Origin of the sequence: Brevibacillus sp. HB1.2, assembly GCF_013332495.1 — a bacterium.
GTDB lineage: Bacteria > Bacillota > Bacilli > Brevibacillales > Brevibacillaceae > Brevibacillus > Brevibacillus porteri.
On sequence record NZ_JABMIU010000001.1, the window covers coordinates 637,254 to 654,866 of the forward strand.

21 protein-coding genes are annotated in these 17,613 nt (G+C 47.4%); 1 reads left to right on the forward strand and 20 read right to left on the reverse strand.

Annotated elements, in window-relative coordinates:
- Positions 1–42 precede the first annotated feature (42 nt).
- From HPY28_RS02770 to HPY28_RS02820, 11 genes are all read right to left on the reverse strand, one after another.
- Positions 43–1,452 (reverse strand): tetratricopeptide repeat protein, encoded by a 1,410-nt coding sequence (locus tag HPY28_RS02770; protein ID WP_174230051.1) that lies wholly within the window; start codon positions 1,450–1,452, stop codon positions 43–45.
- Positions 1,453–1,534: 82 nt separating this feature from the next.
- Positions 1,535–1,918 (reverse strand): aspartate 1-decarboxylase, encoded by a 384-nt coding sequence (panD, locus tag HPY28_RS02775; RefSeq protein WP_007723146.1) that lies wholly within the window; start codon positions 1,916–1,918, stop codon positions 1,535–1,537.
- Positions 1,919–1,938: 20 nt separating this feature from the next.
- Positions 1,939–2,805 (reverse strand): pantoate--beta-alanine ligase, encoded by an 867-nt coding sequence (gene panC, locus HPY28_RS02780; protein ID WP_217444689.1) that lies wholly within the window; start codon positions 2,803–2,805, stop codon positions 1,939–1,941.
- On the reverse strand, positions 2,802–3,665 hold the full coding sequence (gene panB / locus HPY28_RS02785; protein ID WP_017248146.1) for a 3-methyl-2-oxobutanoate hydroxymethyltransferase: 864 nt from the start codon (positions 3,663–3,665) through the stop codon (positions 2,802–2,804). The genes panC and panB overlap by 4 nt, the downstream gene beginning before the upstream one ends.
- A gap of 260 nt (positions 3,666–3,925) precedes the next feature.
- Positions 3,926–4,909 (reverse strand): biotin--[acetyl-CoA-carboxylase] ligase, encoded by a 984-nt coding sequence (locus HPY28_RS02790; RefSeq protein WP_106835971.1) that lies wholly within the window; start codon positions 4,907–4,909, stop codon positions 3,926–3,928.
- Positions 4,899–6,122 (reverse strand): CCA tRNA nucleotidyltransferase, encoded by a 1,224-nt coding sequence (locus HPY28_RS02795; RefSeq protein ID WP_174230052.1) that lies wholly within the window; start codon positions 6,120–6,122, stop codon positions 4,899–4,901. The genes HPY28_RS02790 and HPY28_RS02795 overlap by 11 nt, the downstream gene beginning before the upstream one ends.
- A gap of 140 nt (positions 6,123–6,262) precedes the next feature.
- Entirely contained in the window at positions 6,263–7,390 is a 1,128-nt protein-coding gene (gene bshA, locus HPY28_RS02800; protein ID WP_174230053.1) for an N-acetyl-alpha-D-glucosaminyl L-malate synthase BshA, read from the reverse strand.
- Positions 7,391–7,406: 16 nt separating this feature from the next.
- Positions 7,407–8,102 carry a bacillithiol biosynthesis deacetylase BshB1 gene (bshB1, locus tag HPY28_RS02805; protein ID WP_017248142.1) on the reverse strand — a complete coding sequence of 232 codons (696 nt, stop codon included), beginning with the start codon at positions 8,100–8,102 and terminating at the stop codon, positions 7,407–7,409.
- The gene (locus HPY28_RS02810; RefSeq protein ID WP_017248141.1) at positions 8,099–8,509 is read right to left on the reverse strand and encodes a methylglyoxal synthase; all 411 of its coding nucleotides are present in this window, start codon (positions 8,507–8,509) and stop codon (positions 8,099–8,101) included. The genes bshB1 and HPY28_RS02810 overlap by 4 nt, the downstream gene beginning before the upstream one ends.
- 50 nt (positions 8,510–8,559) lie before the next feature.
- Positions 8,560–9,312: a 4-hydroxy-tetrahydrodipicolinate reductase gene (gene dapB, locus HPY28_RS02815; RefSeq protein ID WP_174230054.1), complete on the reverse strand. Its 753-nt coding sequence runs from the start codon at positions 9,310–9,312 to the stop codon at positions 8,560–8,562.
- Positions 9,305–9,652, reverse strand: a complete 348-nt coding sequence (locus tag HPY28_RS02820) for a nucleotide pyrophosphohydrolase (protein ID WP_016740047.1) — start codon at positions 9,650–9,652, stop codon at positions 9,305–9,307. Before HPY28_RS02820 ends, dapB begins: the two co-directional genes overlap by 8 nt.
- Positions 9,653–9,867: 215 nt before the next feature.
- Between HPY28_RS02820 and HPY28_RS02825 the strand changes: the two genes are divergently transcribed.
- A complete protein-coding gene (locus tag HPY28_RS02825) occupies positions 9,868–10,725 on the forward strand; it encodes a YitT family protein (protein WP_017248139.1) in 858 nt (285 codons plus the stop codon).
- Positions 10,726–10,784: 59 nt separating this feature from the next.
- On the opposite strand, the gene HPY28_RS02830 is transcribed toward HPY28_RS02825, so the two are convergent.
- The 9 genes from HPY28_RS02830 to HPY28_RS02870 form a co-directional block, all read right to left on the reverse strand.
- Complete coding sequence (locus HPY28_RS02830; protein WP_017248138.1) at positions 10,785–11,600, reverse strand: sporulation protein YpjB; 816 nt, start codon at positions 11,598–11,600, stop codon at positions 10,785–10,787.
- A gap of 48 nt (positions 11,601–11,648) precedes the next feature.
- A complete protein-coding gene (locus HPY28_RS02835) occupies positions 11,649–12,248 on the reverse strand; it encodes a DUF1405 domain-containing protein (protein ID WP_174230055.1) in 600 nt (199 codons plus the stop codon).
- Between the two features lie 76 nt (positions 12,249–12,324).
- Positions 12,325–13,116: a menaquinol-cytochrome c reductase cytochrome b/c subunit gene (locus tag HPY28_RS02840; protein ID WP_017248136.1), complete on the reverse strand. Its 792-nt coding sequence runs from the start codon at positions 13,114–13,116 to the stop codon at positions 12,325–12,327.
- 28 nt (positions 13,117–13,144) lie between these two features.
- Positions 13,145–13,816: a menaquinol-cytochrome c reductase cytochrome b subunit gene (qcrB, locus tag HPY28_RS02845; protein ID WP_012686173.1), complete on the reverse strand. Its 672-nt coding sequence runs from the start codon at positions 13,814–13,816 to the stop codon at positions 13,145–13,147.
- 1 nt (position 13,817) lies between these two features.
- On the reverse strand, positions 13,818–14,336 hold the full coding sequence (locus tag HPY28_RS02850; protein ID WP_007716590.1) for a Rieske (2Fe-2S) protein: 519 nt from the start codon (positions 14,334–14,336) through the stop codon (positions 13,818–13,820).
- A gap of 252 nt (positions 14,337–14,588) precedes the next feature.
- The gene (locus tag HPY28_RS02855) at positions 14,589–15,011 is read right to left on the reverse strand and encodes a DUF2487 family protein (RefSeq protein WP_017248135.1); all 423 of its coding nucleotides are present in this window, start codon (positions 15,009–15,011) and stop codon (positions 14,589–14,591) included.
- Between the two features lie 89 nt (positions 15,012–15,100).
- Positions 15,101–15,316: an IDEAL domain-containing protein gene (locus HPY28_RS02860; protein WP_007716588.1), complete on the reverse strand. Its 216-nt coding sequence runs from the start codon at positions 15,314–15,316 to the stop codon at positions 15,101–15,103.
- 9 nt (positions 15,317–15,325) lie between these two features.
- Positions 15,326–16,444 (reverse strand): hypothetical protein, encoded by a 1,119-nt coding sequence (locus HPY28_RS02865; RefSeq protein WP_174230056.1) that lies wholly within the window; start codon positions 16,442–16,444, stop codon positions 15,326–15,328.
- A 103-nt stretch (positions 16,445–16,547) separates the two neighbouring features.
- Complete coding sequence (locus tag HPY28_RS02870) at positions 16,548–17,495, reverse strand: tetratricopeptide repeat protein (RefSeq protein WP_174230057.1); 948 nt, start codon at positions 17,493–17,495, stop codon at positions 16,548–16,550.
- Positions 17,496–17,613: the final 118 nt, after the last annotated feature.

Below are 17,613 nucleotides of genomic sequence, written 5' to 3' on the forward strand. Positions count from 1 at the left end.
ACATTCGGCAACGATGGGAAATATTCCTGCTCTCCTGTACATTTAAGGCTGTACGAGCTCGGTTTGCATTTCTGATTGACCGAGCTTGCTTGCGCATAATTGCAGATAGATGGGGATTTCCCATAACTGTTCTGCGAATGGCAATGCCCGTTGAAAATATTGTTCAGCTAGGCGCCAATTTTCTTCCACAACCGCGATTCTTCCCAGATGAAAATACCCTAACGAACGTACATATGGCTCAGCGTCGTCCAGGAAATACTTTGCCAACCGTTTTGCTTCTTGTGTATCCCCCAGCTTTTCGTATGCGGAAATCATCCCGGATTGTCCGAGGCGATTGTCTCGGTTTTTCTCCAGCATGATCCGAAACGCTTTGATTGCGTCCTCTACCCTTCCATCAAACAACAGCATCCATCCATAACTAAAAAGAAAGTCGTCATTTTCGGGTGCAAGACTGATGGCTTTTTTGACGAGCGTCAATGCCCGCTTCGTACCTGCAATGAGCCACGTATTCCAGGCTAAGCCATGCCACGTCCACCCATCTTTTGGGGAACGCTCCGTCAAAAAGTGATAGCAAATTTGTGCCCGGTGATAATTGCCCACTGTTTCGTATAAAGAGGCCATTTCCTGAAGAGTATCGCTGTCCAAATCGCGCGTCGGCAGTTGCAAGCCTTTAGGTGGGCTCCATTCCACCGTCTGGTCCATCGTATGCAGTAATTTGGCAGCTCGCAGCCATAGCATCTGCGCTTCCCAATCGTGCTCGTTTTTTTCTAGATACGGTTCCAATTCGTCCAAAGCTTCCTGTGCATCGCCATCTCTTAAATAGCATAGCGCGAGGTTGTATTTGGCTTCTTCCTGTTCTGGCTTGATTTCGAGAGACGTCTTAAAAGCTTGCGACGCCTCTAACCACTGCTCCTCTTCAGCCAGAATGCAACCGATGGCATTAAAGCTGATGGCCACAACGGTAGGAGAGCTTGCTGTCCTGCCGAGAAGACGGAATTCCCGAAAGGCCAATTCATTCTCCTCGCACAAAAGGAGACTGTAGGCGTAGTACAGGCGTCCACTTTCCCAGTCTGGCGATTTTTGGACTAATTCTGCAAAACACTTTTTCGCGTCTTGGAACATGCGCAAATGATAAAAGCCTTCCCCTCGACGAAAAATCGGCTCGTATGGATTCGTTTCAACGGCCTTTGGTGATTTTGTATTCACCTTCGACTGATCCGTCTTTTTCTCTTCCACTGGAAGCTGGCCTTCCATTTCCTTGATGTTACGAATCGCATTCGATAATTTTTCTTCGAATTGCAGCCACAGGTCTACGACTGTATCACTTACTTGGCGCAATTGAAACAATTGTTCCGCGAGCTGAAGACGCTCTTGTTCAGAAGCCCCCTGCCACTTTTCTTCAATGGTCTGCGCTTTGGTACGAAGCGTATGAAACCAGTCCTCGATTTTCACAAGAAAAGCCACCCCCTATGAGGCATGAGTACTTTCATTGTCTCACAAGGCAGATGGCTCTATACAGGAACAGACAGATCGCTTACAGAATCGTCGCGTGCACTTCTTCAGCAATCAATTCTTTGATCTGATTTTTTTCATCCATGATGGCGACACGTGGCTTATAAGTTCTCGCCTCTTCATCCGTCATCATCGCATAGGCAATAATAATGACGATATCGCCCTCTTGAACGAGACGTGCAGCTGCTCCGTTCAAGCAAATGACGCCACTGCCTGGAGCCCCTTCGATGACGTATGTTTCCAGACGCGCTCCGTTGTTGTTATTGACGATTTGTACTTTTTCATTTGGCAAAATATCCAGTGCATCCAACAAATTTTTGTCGATGGTAATACTGCCCACATAGTTCAAGTTTGCTTCAGTTACCGTTGCGCGATGGATTTTTGCTTTCATCATGGTGCGGAACACTAAGAATTCCTCCCTTATCTCTACTTGATGGATGTAATCGTATTGTCAATCAGACGCGTTTTGCCAAAACGAGCAGCTAACGCGATGATGATCGTTTGACCTGCCGTTTCCTGCTCGACGGGTGTGAGCTCTGGATAGCTCAAAATTTCCACATAATCAATCTCAGCCAGCGGCTTCTCGGAAATCATTTGCGTGATTCGATCCTTAATCTCAGTAAGAGCCCTGTCCTCACCCAGCCATTCTTCTGCTTGCTTCAGGCTTTGTGATAGCACCAGTGCTTGTGCTCGCTCATCCGCTGACAAGTATACATTCCGAGAGCTCATGGCAAGACCATCCGCTTCGCGGACAATCGGGCATGGAACGATTTGTACTGGCATCGACAAGTCGTGGACCATTTGCGTCACAACAGCTACCTGCTGGGCATCCTTTTGTCCAAAAAAGGCGTAATCGGGCTGGACAATTTGAAACAATTTATTGACGACAGTCGATACGCCATCAAAATGACCCGGACGAGAAGCTCCACACAATGGAGTCGTCACATTTGCCACTGAAATATTGGTCAGCATCGGTTTCGGATACATCTCGCTGACTTCCGGGGTAAACAGGAGGTCCACCCCCGCTTCTTCCGCCATTTTACTATCCCGTTCGATATCACGCGGATAGCGCTCAAAGTCCTCATTCGGCCCGAATTGCAGCGGGTTTACGAAAATGCTCATCACAACCAAATCGCATACTTCACGAGCAGCTTTTACCAAGCTGAGATGACCTTCATGTAAAAACCCCATGGTCGGTACCATTCCGATCGTTTTGCCTTGCCGACGTGCTTCTTTTATATGAACGCGCATCTCTTCAATGGTGGAGACTTGCTGCATCATTGTTTGCATCATGACTGCTTCACTCCTTCCCCGTACAATTCCTTGATGGTTTCTTCAGAGGCATGGAAGACATGCTCTGGTCCTGGGAAGCTTCTTGCTTCGACTTCTTTGTTATAGATCTCAACTGCTTCACGGATGGTTTCACCAATGTTTGCGTAACGCTTCACGAATTTCGGTGTGATATCCGAAGCGTAGCCGACCATATCATGGAACACCAGCACTTGCCCATCACAAGTTGCACCCGCTCCGATTCCGATCACAGCGATGTCCAGCTTGTTTGCAATCATGCCTGCGACCTCTTCCGGAACACATTCCAGCACAATGGCGAATGCACCCGCTTCTTGAATCGCAAGGGCCTCATCCAACAATTTTTTGGCTGCCTCCAGATCTCTTCCTTGTACTTTATAACCGCCTAATTGATGTACCGATTGCGGAGTAAGTCCAATATGTCCAACGACAGGGATGCCTGCTTGTACACAGCGTGTTATGATTGGGACCAGTTCACGGCCCCCTTCCATTTTGACCGCCTTGGCCAGCCCTTCTTGCATTAGTCTGCCCGCGTTTTTCACTGCTTCCTCAACTGTTCCGTGATAACTGAGAAAAGGCAGGTCTGTCACGACAAATGCACGCTTGGCCCCTCTCGTTACTGCTTTCGTATGGTGTAGCATATCCTCCATCGTAACAGGGATGGTGGAGTCATAACCCAGTACGACCATTCCCAATGAATCACCAACCAGAATCATATCAGCGCCAGCTTCATCCACTAATTTGGCTGACGGATAGTCATAGGCGGTCACCATGGTAATCGGGGTTCGCGTTTCTTTTTTCTTGCGGATACTCGAAGTCGTAATAGGTCTGTCGTGTGTTGCCATTGTTCATTTCTCCTCTTTCGCATCAAGCCCGTGGATCGTGTGAGGAATAAAAAAACCTTCTCGCGTCAATCGGGAGAAGGTTGTCCATGTCAAAAAGACATTTGCGTCCAACGGATTCCTTCTGTCTCGGTCCACACAGGCTCTGAGCAGATTTTTGTCCTTACACGTATTGCTTTAAGATTACACGATCGATACAAAAATACTCCGGGAGTACCGTTCACGAGGTGATACAGCCTCCAAATTGGAGTATAGCAAATGATTTAATCATTTGCACGATAATTGACATCAGCCGAATAAACTTTGTGGATCTGTCCCGCCTGATCCTCTACCTTGAGTACGCCTTCCTCATCCAAGCCAACGGCACGACCTTCAAACTGTTGTGAAATCGTCTGGAGGGACACCCATTTGCCAATGGTGTACGAATGATCCTCCCACTCTTGTTTTACACGCTCGAAGCCAGCCTGCAAATAGTGATCGTACTCTTCTTCAAAAATTCGGCAGAGTCGTTGGATAAACGAAACGCGCTTGAGTGGCTCGCCAGATTCAATACGAAGCGAAGTCGCAATCTGTGCCAGTTCTGACGGGAAATCTGACTCGACACTGTTGGCATTGAGTCCTATTCCGATAACTAAATAATTGACTCGATCAGATTCAGCATTTAGCTCTGTCAAAATCCCGCATACTTTTTTATCGCCGATAAAAATATCGTTCGGCCATTTGATTTTAACAGGCAACCCAGTCTCTTCCCGGATCGTTGTGGCTACAGCAACTGCCGTTAACAACGTCATCTGAGGTGTCTTCGGTAACGGAATCGCAGGTCGAATGATCAAGCTCATCCAAATCCCCGTTCCTTTTGCAGAATGCCACGGGCGGCCGAGTCTGCCTTTCCCACCTGTTTGCAGCTCTGCCAGCACAATCGTACCTTCTACTGCTCCTTTTGCCGCAGCCTCGTGTGCGAGTGGCTGTGTAGATACCACCTCATCGTAAGCAATGACATTTTGACCAATCCGATTCGTTTCCAATCCAGCCATGATTTCTGCTGCTGACAAGCGATCAGGGGCAACAAGCAGGCGATACCCCGATTTTCGCACCGCCTCCACCTCGTAACCATCTCGGCGCAGCTCTTCAATATGCTTCCAAACCGCCGTCCTAGAGCAACCGCATGTTTGGCTTAATTCTTCACCAGAGATGAAACTGCCCGGCTGGTCACGGAATGCTTGAAGGATCACTTGCTTAATGTTCATCTTGTGCAACCTCTTTCTTTGCAACTTCGACGAGTGCTTCTCGTGTATTTGGTAAACCGTGCAGAGCTGTTTGTCTAAGTAACGATTCCAAGACGCGGAAAATCCACTCGCCTGGCTTTTTCTGAATCGCTACTTGCAGGTCGAGCCCCGTGATTGCCAAATCCTTGATGGTTTTGACAGGCATGTTTTCGTATTGATCGAGGAGTGCTTGCATCGAAAACGATTGCCTCTCCTTCCACCAACACGCTTGCAATAAAAGGAAGAACTCGTTGCACGTGTCCAAACCGACTTCAAGCAACAGTGGCCCCCACTCAATCGGTTGAGGGACATCCCATTGTGGCTGCAATCGCGTCAGAAGTTCAGCCAAACAACAAATTGCTTCTGTTTCGCGCTTGGACATTTTGAGAAATTGGCATACTTCACGCGATTGCACAGGTGAATAATTCGCCGCAAACAGTAGCAACGACCATTTTTGCGTCACGGTTTGCAAATGATGCAACCGCCAGACATGCTCATTTGAGAGGACGAACAGTTTTTCTACCTCAGGGGCATAAGCCATGAGTCTCGTTTCATTCAACAGCTGACAACCTACCTCTGGGGCTTTGCTGTCGAGTGTTTTATTCAGCTCTTCCCTTATGCGCTCCACAGCAATATGAGCTAACAAAGGCGCAGTCTGTTTCATAGCAAGCATAGTCTGGTCTTCTATCGCAAAACCTAACTGGGAAGCAAAGCGCACACCTCGTAATAGCCGAAGGGCATCCTCCTGAAATCTCTCAAGCGGAATGCCTACAGCCCGAACCAGCCGAAGCTGCATATCCTCTCGTCCACCGAACGGGTCGTGCAATACTTGATGACGATCCATCGCCATTGCGTTCATCGTAAAATCTCGTCGCTCCAGATCGAGCCGAAGTTCTGAAACGAACTGAACTTCAGCGGGTCGACGGTAATCTTCATATTTTCCTTCCGTCCGAAACGTGGTTACTTCGAACATCTGCCCCTCTACTTTTACAGATACAGTACCGTGTTTCAGACCAGTCGGGACATGATCGGGAAACAATCGGATGACGTCGCCGGGATGGGCATTCGTACATATATCTATATCATGAACAGGTCGTTGTAAAAGCCAATCGCGGACGCAACCACCTACATAGTAAGCTTCGAAGCCGTGTTCCTCCAATCTGTCGAGAACACGCTTTGCCAATTCTATCGCCAATCCAATCCCCCCTTTCTGGTTTGCTCCGCCTGATCTAGACAAGGAGGCGTTTTCATGAGAGTTTTGTATGGATTGTTTATTTTTATATCCAAGATGCATCAATTAGCGAAAAGCTCAATCTTGCGTTCAAAAGCTTAGTTTTACACCGGATTGCTTGCCAGCAAGTTGGCGTAAAGTGCTTCATACTGAGAGGCGATCGTTTCGTGACAAAACGTTTTGCAGGATCGCTCGATGCTATTCGCGGAGAATTCACGGTATAGCTCGTCGTTTTGCAAGAGACGTATCGTTTCTTTCGCCATGCCTTCAACGTCCCCAATTGGACGCAAGAAGCCGTTCACACCATCTAGGACGACTTCGGGCAAGCCTCCTGCCACTGTAGCGACGACAGGCACACCGCAAGCCATTGCTTCCAATGCGACGAGTCCGAAGCTTTCCTTTTCTGATGGAAGCAGCATGATGTCTGCCATCGACAATACCTCAGCGACGTCTTCTTGCTTGCCGAGGAAGCAAACATCGTCACTCAGACCGAGCTCAGCGATCATCTTGCGGACCAGACCCATTTCGGGACCTTCACCAATGAGGATCAATCTGGAAGGCACTTCTTCACGTACACGCGAAAAAATTTCAATCACATCCGGCACTCGTTTGACCGGACGGAAATTAGAAATGTGCATAAGAATTTTTTCACCATTCGGTGCAAATACCTTTTTCAGCTTCGTAACCTCTTTCGGGTAATAACGCCGCTTGTCTACGAAGTTGTACACAGGGACAATTTCTTTTTCAACATGTAGCAACTCTTGTGTCTGCCTGATCAAATCATGGGACACCGCTGTTACCAAATCGCTTCGCTCAATGCCGAAGCGGATCATATCACTCAAATTCGAGTCATAACCCAGAACAGTAATATCCGTCCCGTGCAAGGTGGTCACAATTTTCAAATGATCCCCTACCATTTGCTTGGCAAGGAACGCGCACAACGCATGTGGCACAGCATAATGCACATGTAATAAGTCCAGGTTTTCATTTTTCGCCACTTGTGCCATTCGGTTCGCCAAGGTCAAATCATAAGGTGGATATTTAAAAACATCATAGTTGTTCACTTCTACTTCATGATAAAAAATGTTCGGGTGAAACGCACCTAAGCGAAATGGCATTCCACCTGTGATGAAATGGACTTGATGTCCTCGCTCGGCCAATAGCTTGCCCAGCTCTGTGGCTACTACACCCGATCCGCCCAATGACGGATAGCAAGTAATCCCGATCTTCATACAGTGTCACTCCTTCTCACAAGCTCTTTAATACATACGGAGCTGCACTGACAAATCCTTCTGCGTAGGCTACACCAACCTGCTGACCAAACAGTCGCTCTCGATACTCGACAGATTCCAGATACCCGTTGGTAAGCGGTGTTTGAACGCCACCTTCTTCTAGCTCAAACTGACTACGGTAGCAACGCAGCGCCTCCATTTTTTGCGGATAAACAGCGGTGATATCCACGACAACCTGAGGCGTGACAGTTGAATTAATGAAATAGTAAAGGAATTGCGAAGGTCGATAGGCAGGCAAAGAAGGCTCTGGCAAATACTTGCGGATGCCCGCATTAAACACCGCCTCTCGAACGATTCGACTTACACTTTCGTGATCTGGATGACGATCCGCGAAATAAGGCGCAAGCACAATGGCTGGACGAGTTTCGCGAATGAGCTTGACGACACGTTCAATCGCACTTTCTCTGACTGCTTCCAAGCCACGATCAGGCAGGCCAAAGTTATAGCGAGCAGCCACTCCCATCACTTGGTCAGCTGCAGTCGCTTCTTGCTGCCTTCTTTCAACCGTTCCATTCGAAGACAATTCAGCATAGGTCAAGTCGAGAATCCCCACGCGCTTTCCCTGTTTAGCAGCCAAGATCAGACTGCCTGCCGCACCGATCTCGACATCGTCAGGATGAGCGCCGATTGCCAAAATATCGAGTGAACTCATACTTCATTCTCCTCATGCACCACTTCACGCCAATCCAGTTGTCCCAGTTCCAAAGCCTTCAGCATGATTTCTGCCGAACCGAGATTGGTGGCAAACGGTATCTTGTGCACATCACACAGTCGAAGCAGTGCGATAATATCAGGCTCATGTGGTTGAGAGGTAAGCGGATCACGCAAAAAGATAATCAAATCCATCTCATTGCGGGCGATCATCGCACCGATTTGTTGATCGCCTCCTAATGGCCCTGACAGAAATCGGGTTAGGGACAGCGACGTAGCTTCCATGATTCGCGACCCAGTTGTTCCTGTGGCATACAGGTCATGTTTTGCCAAAATGGATTCATAGGCCATCGCTAGTTGCACAATCTGTTCTTTCATACGATCATGGGCAATCAATGCAATTTTCAAGAAAACCTCTCCCTTTATGGCTGGGTATCGTGTGTATGTTAATCAAACGTTTAATCAATCAGATGTTCCAATCCGTAAATCAATCCGTTCATATTCATTACGGCTTTAATGGCCATATTCACGCCTGGCATGAAAGATTCCCGGTTAATCGAATCATGTCGAATAGACAGCGTTTGGCCTGTTGCACCAAACAAAACCTCCTGATGAGCAACCATACCTGGAAGACGGACACTGTGAATCCGGAATCCTTCGTAATCTGCTCCGCGAGCGCCTGGAATCGTTTCTACCTCTTCAGGATGCCCTTGCTTGAGCTCTTCCCGAACGGCTGCAATCATCTCAGCGGTCTTCAAAGCAGTTCCGCTTGGCGCATCCAGCTTGCGGTCATGATGCAACTCGATAATTTCCACATGCGGCATATATTTTGCTGCCATTGCGGAAAACTTCATACATAGAATCGCGCCGATCGCAAAATTCGGGGCAATGATAGCACCCAGTCCCGCTTCTTTATAGCGCGCAGTCATCTCTTGCAGCTGTTCTGCTGTCAGGCCCGTAGTTCCGACAACTGGTCTCACACCACGAGCCAAACAGAGCTCCATATGACGGTAAACCGTATGGGGTGTAGTAAAGTCGACCAGAACATCCGGCTTCATTTCGTCCAGTTGTTGATTGATTTTCTCTTCGCTCACACGCGTATCCAGATTGCCAGTAAAAACAAGTGAGGTATCCTGCGCTAGCATTTTCACTACCTCTTGCCCCATTCGACCATTTGCGCCTGCAACTGCTACACGAATTTGTTTAGTCATGCTGCTCGTTCTCCTCTATTCTCGTCCAGCGATCTTTATCGCGAGTATTAAACTTGTGCATAATACGATCAAACGCTTCCTGCAAATCGATTCCGAGCGAGTTTGCGAAACAAATCACGATGAAGAGTACGTCACCCAGCTCTTCCTCTACTGTTTTTTCGCCTTCGTCCTTTTTCTTCGGTTTTTCTCCATAAAAATGGTTAATCTCTCTGGCTAATTCCCCTACTTCTTCTGTCATTCTAGCCAGCATCGAAAGCGGAGAAAAATATCCTTCCTTAAATTGCGATATGTATTGATCAACTTCTTGCTGCATCTCTTGCATCGTCTTTTGCCGTTCCATCCGCCCACTCCTTTTTTCACAGTCTTCTCTCTTTCACCTATCGTACTAAAAAAGGCTTGGTTTGCCAAATCACAATACTTCGTCTTTCCAGCATATGGACAATCAAACGAGCGTTCATTTATAATGGCTTTCGGATAGCCCTCAGGTAACTCAAGTATTACCTGCACATCATGTCCGGGGGGAAGCCATTCCTGATCCGGCGAACAGGAGGACATATGAAAATTCGTCTTGATAGTATCTTTGCCATTATCATCGGTTCTGCCATTATGGGATTTGGTATTAATGCGTTCAACATTCCCAACCATTTAGCTGAGGGCGGTATCACTGGTATCAGTATTTTGATCAAGCTGTTAGTTCCATCTGTGGATCAGGGGGTCGTCTTCTTCGTCCTAAACGTACCGTTATTTTTTCTAGGCTGGAAGATTCTTGGACGAACTTCTTTTTTCTACACGATTTTGGGAACGGTTTCACTCTCCGTCTTCTTATCCTTGTTTGATGGAGTTCTTCCGCTTCAAATGAAGGATCGCTTGCTCGCCTCCCTCTATGCCGGGGTAGCTGTCGGAGTCGGATTAGGGATTATTTTCCGTTACGGCGGGACAACCGGCGGTGTGGACATCATTGCCAGACTGCTTCAGAAATACATGGGTATCAGTATGGGGAGGACGTTGTTTTTCGGAGACATCTTGGTCATTGGGGCATCCCTCGTCTATTTGAATCTGGAAAGCGCCATGTACACACTTGTCGTCGTCTTTATCGCAGCACGTGTCATCGACTTTTTCCAGGATGGGGCATATGCCGGCAAAGCACTGACGATCATTTCCAACGAAGCGGACAAGATTGCCAATCAAATCCTTGAATTCGGTCGTGGTGTTACCCTTTTAGCAGGAAAAGGCGCCTACTCTGGTGATGAAAAGAAAGTAATCTATGTGGTTATCAGCCGCAACGAAGTGATGCGTTTTAAAAATATCGTGCAAGAAATTGACCCCCATGCCTTTGTCATTGTCAACGATGTTCATGAGGTACTCGGAGAAGGCTTTACTCTCGACGAAAACAAGAAACCGCTTCACGACTAGCACGAAGCAGAACAGCAAAAACCCTTGCCTTTTCGTACAGGCAAGGGTTTTTGCATCCATTAAGTCGAACGGATTTCTCCGTCATATTTCTTCCACGCCACATAAGACAAGGCCATGATCAATGCAATCGAAATCGAGGCGAGAATGACAATTGGTGAATCTGGCCGCATCATTAAACGAGCAAACGTACTCTTTTCTTCTCCCACAAAAGCCACTTGAAAAGAGCTGTTCAATTCTCGCAATGCCTCTCGTACTAGTTGCCAATCTACCTGGCTGTTTCGCATCTCTTTGGATATGATATCGTACGCAACCGTAATCGAGGACATTTGCCCCTCTGGGAGCTGAATACTCATCCCCGGCTTAATGGCCAAAAATAATCGGTAATTCTCATCGAACTGTTCGCGAAACTGACTGAAATTCCGATCAACAGCCGATAGCTGCAGGTTTTGGACCTGCGTTACGAGAGAAGGATAGTAGCTACGCCACATCGGCTGGTGATCATGCGTCAGAGCATCTATGGCGATACGGACCCGCGTGGCATGCCACAGCAATTGCTGTTCACTTGCGTTTGCGGAAGCAAAACTTTGCTTGGCTGCCAGTATGGACTGTGTCACAGCATTCAGACTCTCAATTCGTATCGGATTGGGCAAATGCTGGTTCGGGAATCGTTCTGCCAGCTGTACAATGCGCTGCTCTGCCCCTTCAAGATCTCCCTTTTTTGCATACGTCAGTAACTCATGCGCAATTTGATCCAATGCGGCCAACTGCTTTTCTTCTATTGGTTGATTCAGCTTCGAGTACAAATTATGAATGGGCCAAGACAAGAACAACCCGATCATGAGAAAGAATAATAAAAACCGGATGTTTTTCTTCAACGCAAATAACCTCCTTCCCTAGTACAGCCTATGGAAAGGAGGACAAGATTAGACCTTATTTGTCGTATACTTCATATTCACCCACCAGATCACCGAGATCGAGATCAGACTGAGAAGAACCGTAAATAAACCAACGAAGCCTTCATACGGATCCAGTACACTCGGCAGCCACGGATGGATGTCCATGACGTAATCGAGAAAATCATTATTTAGTGTCCACAGCGCAGCGATTCCCACCGGCAGAAGACTTAGCTTGTAAAAACGCGCATACAAAACAGATTCCACAGCCATGCCGGTGTGGGAAATGATTAGCATCACGTCTGTCCAACGCACTTCATTGCCCATCATCCAACCAGCCACGATAATGCTGACGGCCCAGACACCGTACTTAAAATTGGTGATGCCAGCCAAAGCTTCCAGTACAGGAATGTGGCGACCCAACAAATAGGTAAGGAGTACAAGCGAAAAAAGTCCGCTACCTGTCGGGCTGTCCGGAACAAAAGGAATCAAATATGCTGGTGTCTCAGCTAATTGGTTACCGTACCAGATAAATCCATATATGGTTCCCAAAAAGTTGACGACGAACAGCGTCCAAAGAAACCACCTTTTGCCCAAAGATTGCCGAAACCACTCCCATATCCAGATCATCTATAATCGTCTCCCGCTGTGTACGCCGCTAACGAAAAAGCTGACCGCATTACCAGCCAGCTTTTCCCCTATTAGCTTATTTCAAGCCAGCCATGTATTCAGCTAGCTTTGCGATTTCTGCATCATCTTTGATCATACCGCCTGGCATTGCGCCTTTACCGTTCTTGATGACATCAGTAATCTTGGCTGCATCCAAAGTTGCACCGATTTTTTGGAGGTTTGGACCCATGCCGCCCTCCATGTTTTTACCATGGCATCCCATACAGCTTGTTTGCGCTTTCCAAAGCGCATCAGCTTTAAAGCTGGTGTCAGCTGGAGCAGGTGCAGTTGCACTTGATCCCTGTTTACCACCAGTTCCTTTACCTTTATCTGGGTGAGCCAGATGATATTCATGGTTTGCCGCCCAAGTCAGGTAGAAAATACCAACGAGTGCCGTCAGCATCAAGCCTGTAGCAACTGGACGTTTGCTAGGACGACGCTCTTTGCTGGTATCCAGCCAAGGTGCCAGCATCAGTGCACCAAATGCGATACCTGGAATAACAACGATTCCAAGAACGACCCAATCCCCTGCAGCCCATGGATATTTCAGCAATTGATACAGGAACAAGAAGTACCAGTCTGGCAACGGAATGAATGAAGTATCATTCGGGTTTGCTTTGTCTGTCAACGGCGACGGATGTGAAACCGTCAACACGAGGAAGCCAACTAAGCAAACAGCTGCCACCATCCACTCTTTCAACAGGAAGTTTGGCCAAAACGGCTCGTTTTTACCTGGAAAGTCGGAGTAGGATGGAGAAATGTTTGGGATACGCTTCGCCGATACTCGGGAATCTCCGACGAAGGTAGCATCTTTATCTTGTTTTGCCATGCTATTTCCTCCTTTTTTCGAAGACCGATTATAGTGGACCCGAGATACCTTGCGAACGGATCATAACAAAGTGAGCTCCCAACAGTCCAAGCAGTGCGCCTGGCAGGAAGAACACGTGAATCGCGAAGAAGCGAGTAAGCGTTTGCGCACCTAGAATGTCTCCACCTGTGAGCAATGTTTTCACATACGGACCGATAAATGGTACCGAGTCTGCGATCTGCACACCTACTTTGGTCGCAAAGTATGCGGTGTTATCCCAAGGCAACAGGTAACCTGTGAAACCGAGGCCCAGCATAACGAAGAAAATCAGTACGCCGACTACCCAGTTCAATTCACGAGGCTTTTTGTATGCACCTGTAAAGAATACACGCAAAGTATGTAGGAACATCATCACGATTACCAAGCTCGCGCCCCAGTGATGCATACCGCGTACGATTACCCCGAACGCTACTTCGTTCTGCAGGTACTTAACGGATTCGTAAGCATTGATAACGTCTGGTACATAGTACATCGTCAAGAACATACCAGACAAGATTTGAATAACGGTAATAAAGAACGTAAGTCCACCAAAGCAGTAAACAAAAGCTGAAAAATGATGTGCCGGGTTCACGTGCTCAGGTACTTCGTGGTCAGCCAAGTCACGCCACATCGGAGTGATGTTTAAGCGCTCATCGACCCAATCATACATTTTTTGCATCATGTTAGCCGTTCACCCCCGGACGAGGATTTGCTTTTACTTTACCTAAATACAATTTTCCATCTTTGACTTCTGTCTCATACTCATCAAGAGAGGCCGTCGGTGGCGTTCCCAAAATGTGCTCGCCATTGATCGAATAACGACCCATGTGGCAAGGACAGAAGTACTCATTTGGTTGTCCAGGGCCAGTTCCCCAGTCAACCGTACACCCTAAGTGCTTACAGATCGGGGACAGAGCAAGAATCTCACCCTTGTCGTTCTTGGTAACCCATGCAGTAAGTGTAGATTCTGATTCATACCAACCGTCCTTGGTATGGACCTTGAATTCTACGCGTTTTGGCACGGCACTAAACTCATCCGGACTGCCGACAGCTACTTTATCTCCACCTGCATGTCCTTGCAGAAGGGGGTCTACCGCAAAGCGAATCATTGGGGTGATCATTCCCGCAGCAAGGAATCCGCCAGTTCCCATCAGGGCGTAGTTCAAAAATGTACGCCTGGAAATTTCGCGTTTGTCTCCCATATCTTTTTTCCCTCCTTATCCTGTAAAATAGCGCTACGATGGCATTTTCATACATATACACTAGGTCAATCCCAATCATAGCTAACGCCTATAAAGATGTCAAGAATGTCCAGTGGACATGTCTTTACCCAAACGATGTGTGACAGGATATTGTTGCCAGATTGTCAAATTTATGACCTTGCCCCACCCAATTTTCTGTAGTATTACCGGAAAACGCTTTCTCTATTGCGTCTCTTTTTTTAGTCAAAACGATTATCCTCGCCCGGTTTGCCACAACTTGATGACCTCTTTGTATAGCACATCCACGGTCACTTCGAAACGCAAAGAAGATTCCAGGTCTTCATCCCCTACCAATAAAGTCAACACGCCTTCTTCCGTTCGTTCCTTTAATTGAATCTGTTCTCCCCGAAAATGAAGCAGTACTTTATAGGGGAATTCCGCCGGTGTTCGTTGTTCCAGCTGCTCTTCTCCTATTTGATAGCTTAACGGAAATAGCAATACGCGTCCCTTCAGTCGCTGCTCAATCCCCGCCGCTACATTTAATAAGTAGTTCATGCGTACAACATGCTCTTCTACTTTTCTGTCCGAGTTGTACAAATAAAGAGGGAGCAGCGCGGTATCCACAAAGGACCGCAACTCCTCCCAGTTTTCAAAATCGTTCAAGTTCCACTGCATAGAGCTGTCTCCTCATTTCCTTGTTCATTTCTGGAAACAAGCGTACCATGAATGGTTGGAGACTCGCAATAACGCATACGATTATGTATTTAGGCTTGCTCGTAAGCCATGATTTCTTTTAATTCGTCTGTTAAGCGCAAAAACAATTCTTTGTTCTTCGATGCAAGAGCCTCATCAATCTCCTGGATTAGCGTGCGCTTGCGATATTGACGCATTTGCTCATCGATCACCATTTCAGATAGCAAACCGGAAACCATTTGATTGTTCGTTCCGTACGCGTTGGAATAGAAATTCGGCCACTCCATACCCATCCCTCACTTCAATAAAATAGTCGTTTCGGTAAAACCATTGTATTTTCGAAGCCAAGTCTGGCTCGCATACGTTGCGGTGTATAACCACTGCCCCTGTTCGTCTTGTCCGACGCGCAACAATCCTAGATGGACCATCATTTTGCATACCCGATTCACCAAGATATCTGTAGCCGAATCGTAGTAAAACTCTTTCATCCAATGGAGTAGCGTGTCCATCAGCGATTGCTGACTTACCCATCCACCCGACGCGATCAACGGAATGAGCTGAACCAGCATCGGCAAGTTCGGGACAGCCCGCTTGTACAGCCTCATCCAGAAGCGAATGACATCGTGGTACAATTGATCGTTATACGGTTGCTCCAGTCGCTCCCTACCCGCTTCCGTTACTGCTACCTTGCCGTCCACTTCTACAATCCATCGGTGATAGTAGCAGAAATCGTAGAGCAAAGAAAAACGGTCAGGGTATAAATCAAAATGCAGCCCGTACCCAAAACGCCATTTTTGCGGCAAAAGCGGCTCTTCTTTTACGTACAAAAATTGAAAAAGCTGCTGCTGATGACGCTTGTACATGCCACCTTCTGCGGTTAGCGGTACTGGCTCCTGCTGGAGAAATTGTAAAAATTGCATGATATCATCGCAGAGTGCTGTTCCCTCATCCCTATAAGCTTGCGGACCGGGATGAAGCAATGCGTTTGAATCACGCCATTTTGTCAGCCACGCTTGCAAGTACGGCTCACGGATGTCCAGCGGAATTTGATACTGCCCTATGGTTTTACTTTTCGCCGGAAAAATCCATCCTCGCTTCATTGCTGCTGCGACAAACTTCCGTCCTTCCTCCTGCTTTTTTTCCTTTTCACACTCCAGTGCCACCCCAGCTTTCGCCAACAAATCCTCAAGCGACATGACCGTACGCTTGTCCAGGAACAATTGGAGCAAAAAATGGGTTTCTGCACTGCTCAGCTGCTCAACTGCTTGAGAGATTGTCAACTTGTGCCTCAAGCTAGACAACAGTGACGTAATCAATTCGTTTTTGGAATGAGGGTTGCATTCGCATCCGTAATGGTTGGCAATCTGATGGAGCTGCCGGATATCGGTGTACACCAAGATCTCAGCCAAGTTCATCTGTGCATCCCTTCTTTACGATGGCTTACTTGTCTCTCATTCTTGCCAAAATGCGGAAAAATAAACAGGAAGCCACCGAAGTGACTTCCTGTTTGTCGATTTTTTATTGCTCCTCTTCGGATTCATGGTCCCACTGGTCGTGAAGCTGTTGGTATTCTTTCGCTTCCTCATAGCGCCCGGCTTGAGTCAAAAGAGCGATCAGCCTGCGGATTTGATCCAAATCGAACCCTGACAACGATACATATTGCTTTAGGGCCTCAATAGCTGCTTCTGTTTTCCCCATCGAAAGATTCACATCTGCAGCTAATGGGTACGCAGCCACATACTCCTCGTCAACCGCTTGCAAGCTGCTGACCAATTCGGCTGCTTCATCCAGTCGTCCTACGTGGAATGCCATCAGTGCACATCCGTAGAGTACTTCTGGCGAACGATCCATGACCAGCGCCTGACGGAATACTTGGTAAGCCTGTTCGAATTGACCGCTTTGAGCGTACGAGCGCCCCTTTGTCAAAAGCATGGACAGACTTTCATCCCCAGCTTGTTCCAGGAGCTTCATTGCTTTCTCGTCATCTCCAATGCGGAAATACAAGTTACCCAGCGCTGCCATAATATCTTGGTTATCTGGCTCCTTCAGTCTTGCTTGCTCCAAATATTTGACCGCTACTTCATCTAAATCTTGGAGGGAATACAGATCCGCTAGCAACAAGTCCAACTGGATGCTTTCAAAGCCAGATTCTTTGCATTCATAGAGAAGATGTTGCGCCGTCTCAAAATCACTGGAATCCAAAGCAATCTCTGCTAGCAGCAGTTGGCATTCTCTGTGCAAAGAGGAATCCATTTGCGGATTTTTGCCCATGACATCTGTCAGCAATTGACTCGCCTCTTCCAAATGACCGAGTCGATACCAGACCTCCGCCAAATACATCATGACATCCGGCAAATCCTTTCCATGCTCCTGAACCTTTTGCAGAGCGGTCAAGCCCAACTCCACTTCATCGTTTTCAATCCGCTTGATCGCTTCGTCTATGACATACAGCCACTTTTTCGGCATTTCTTTCACCTCATATGTATTTTGCGTGGCCTTGTTGCTCTACGCGCTTGCTGAACAACCACTCTAATAAAATAGCCACAAAAGACCGTCCGAAGACGGTCTTTTCTTTTACTCTTGA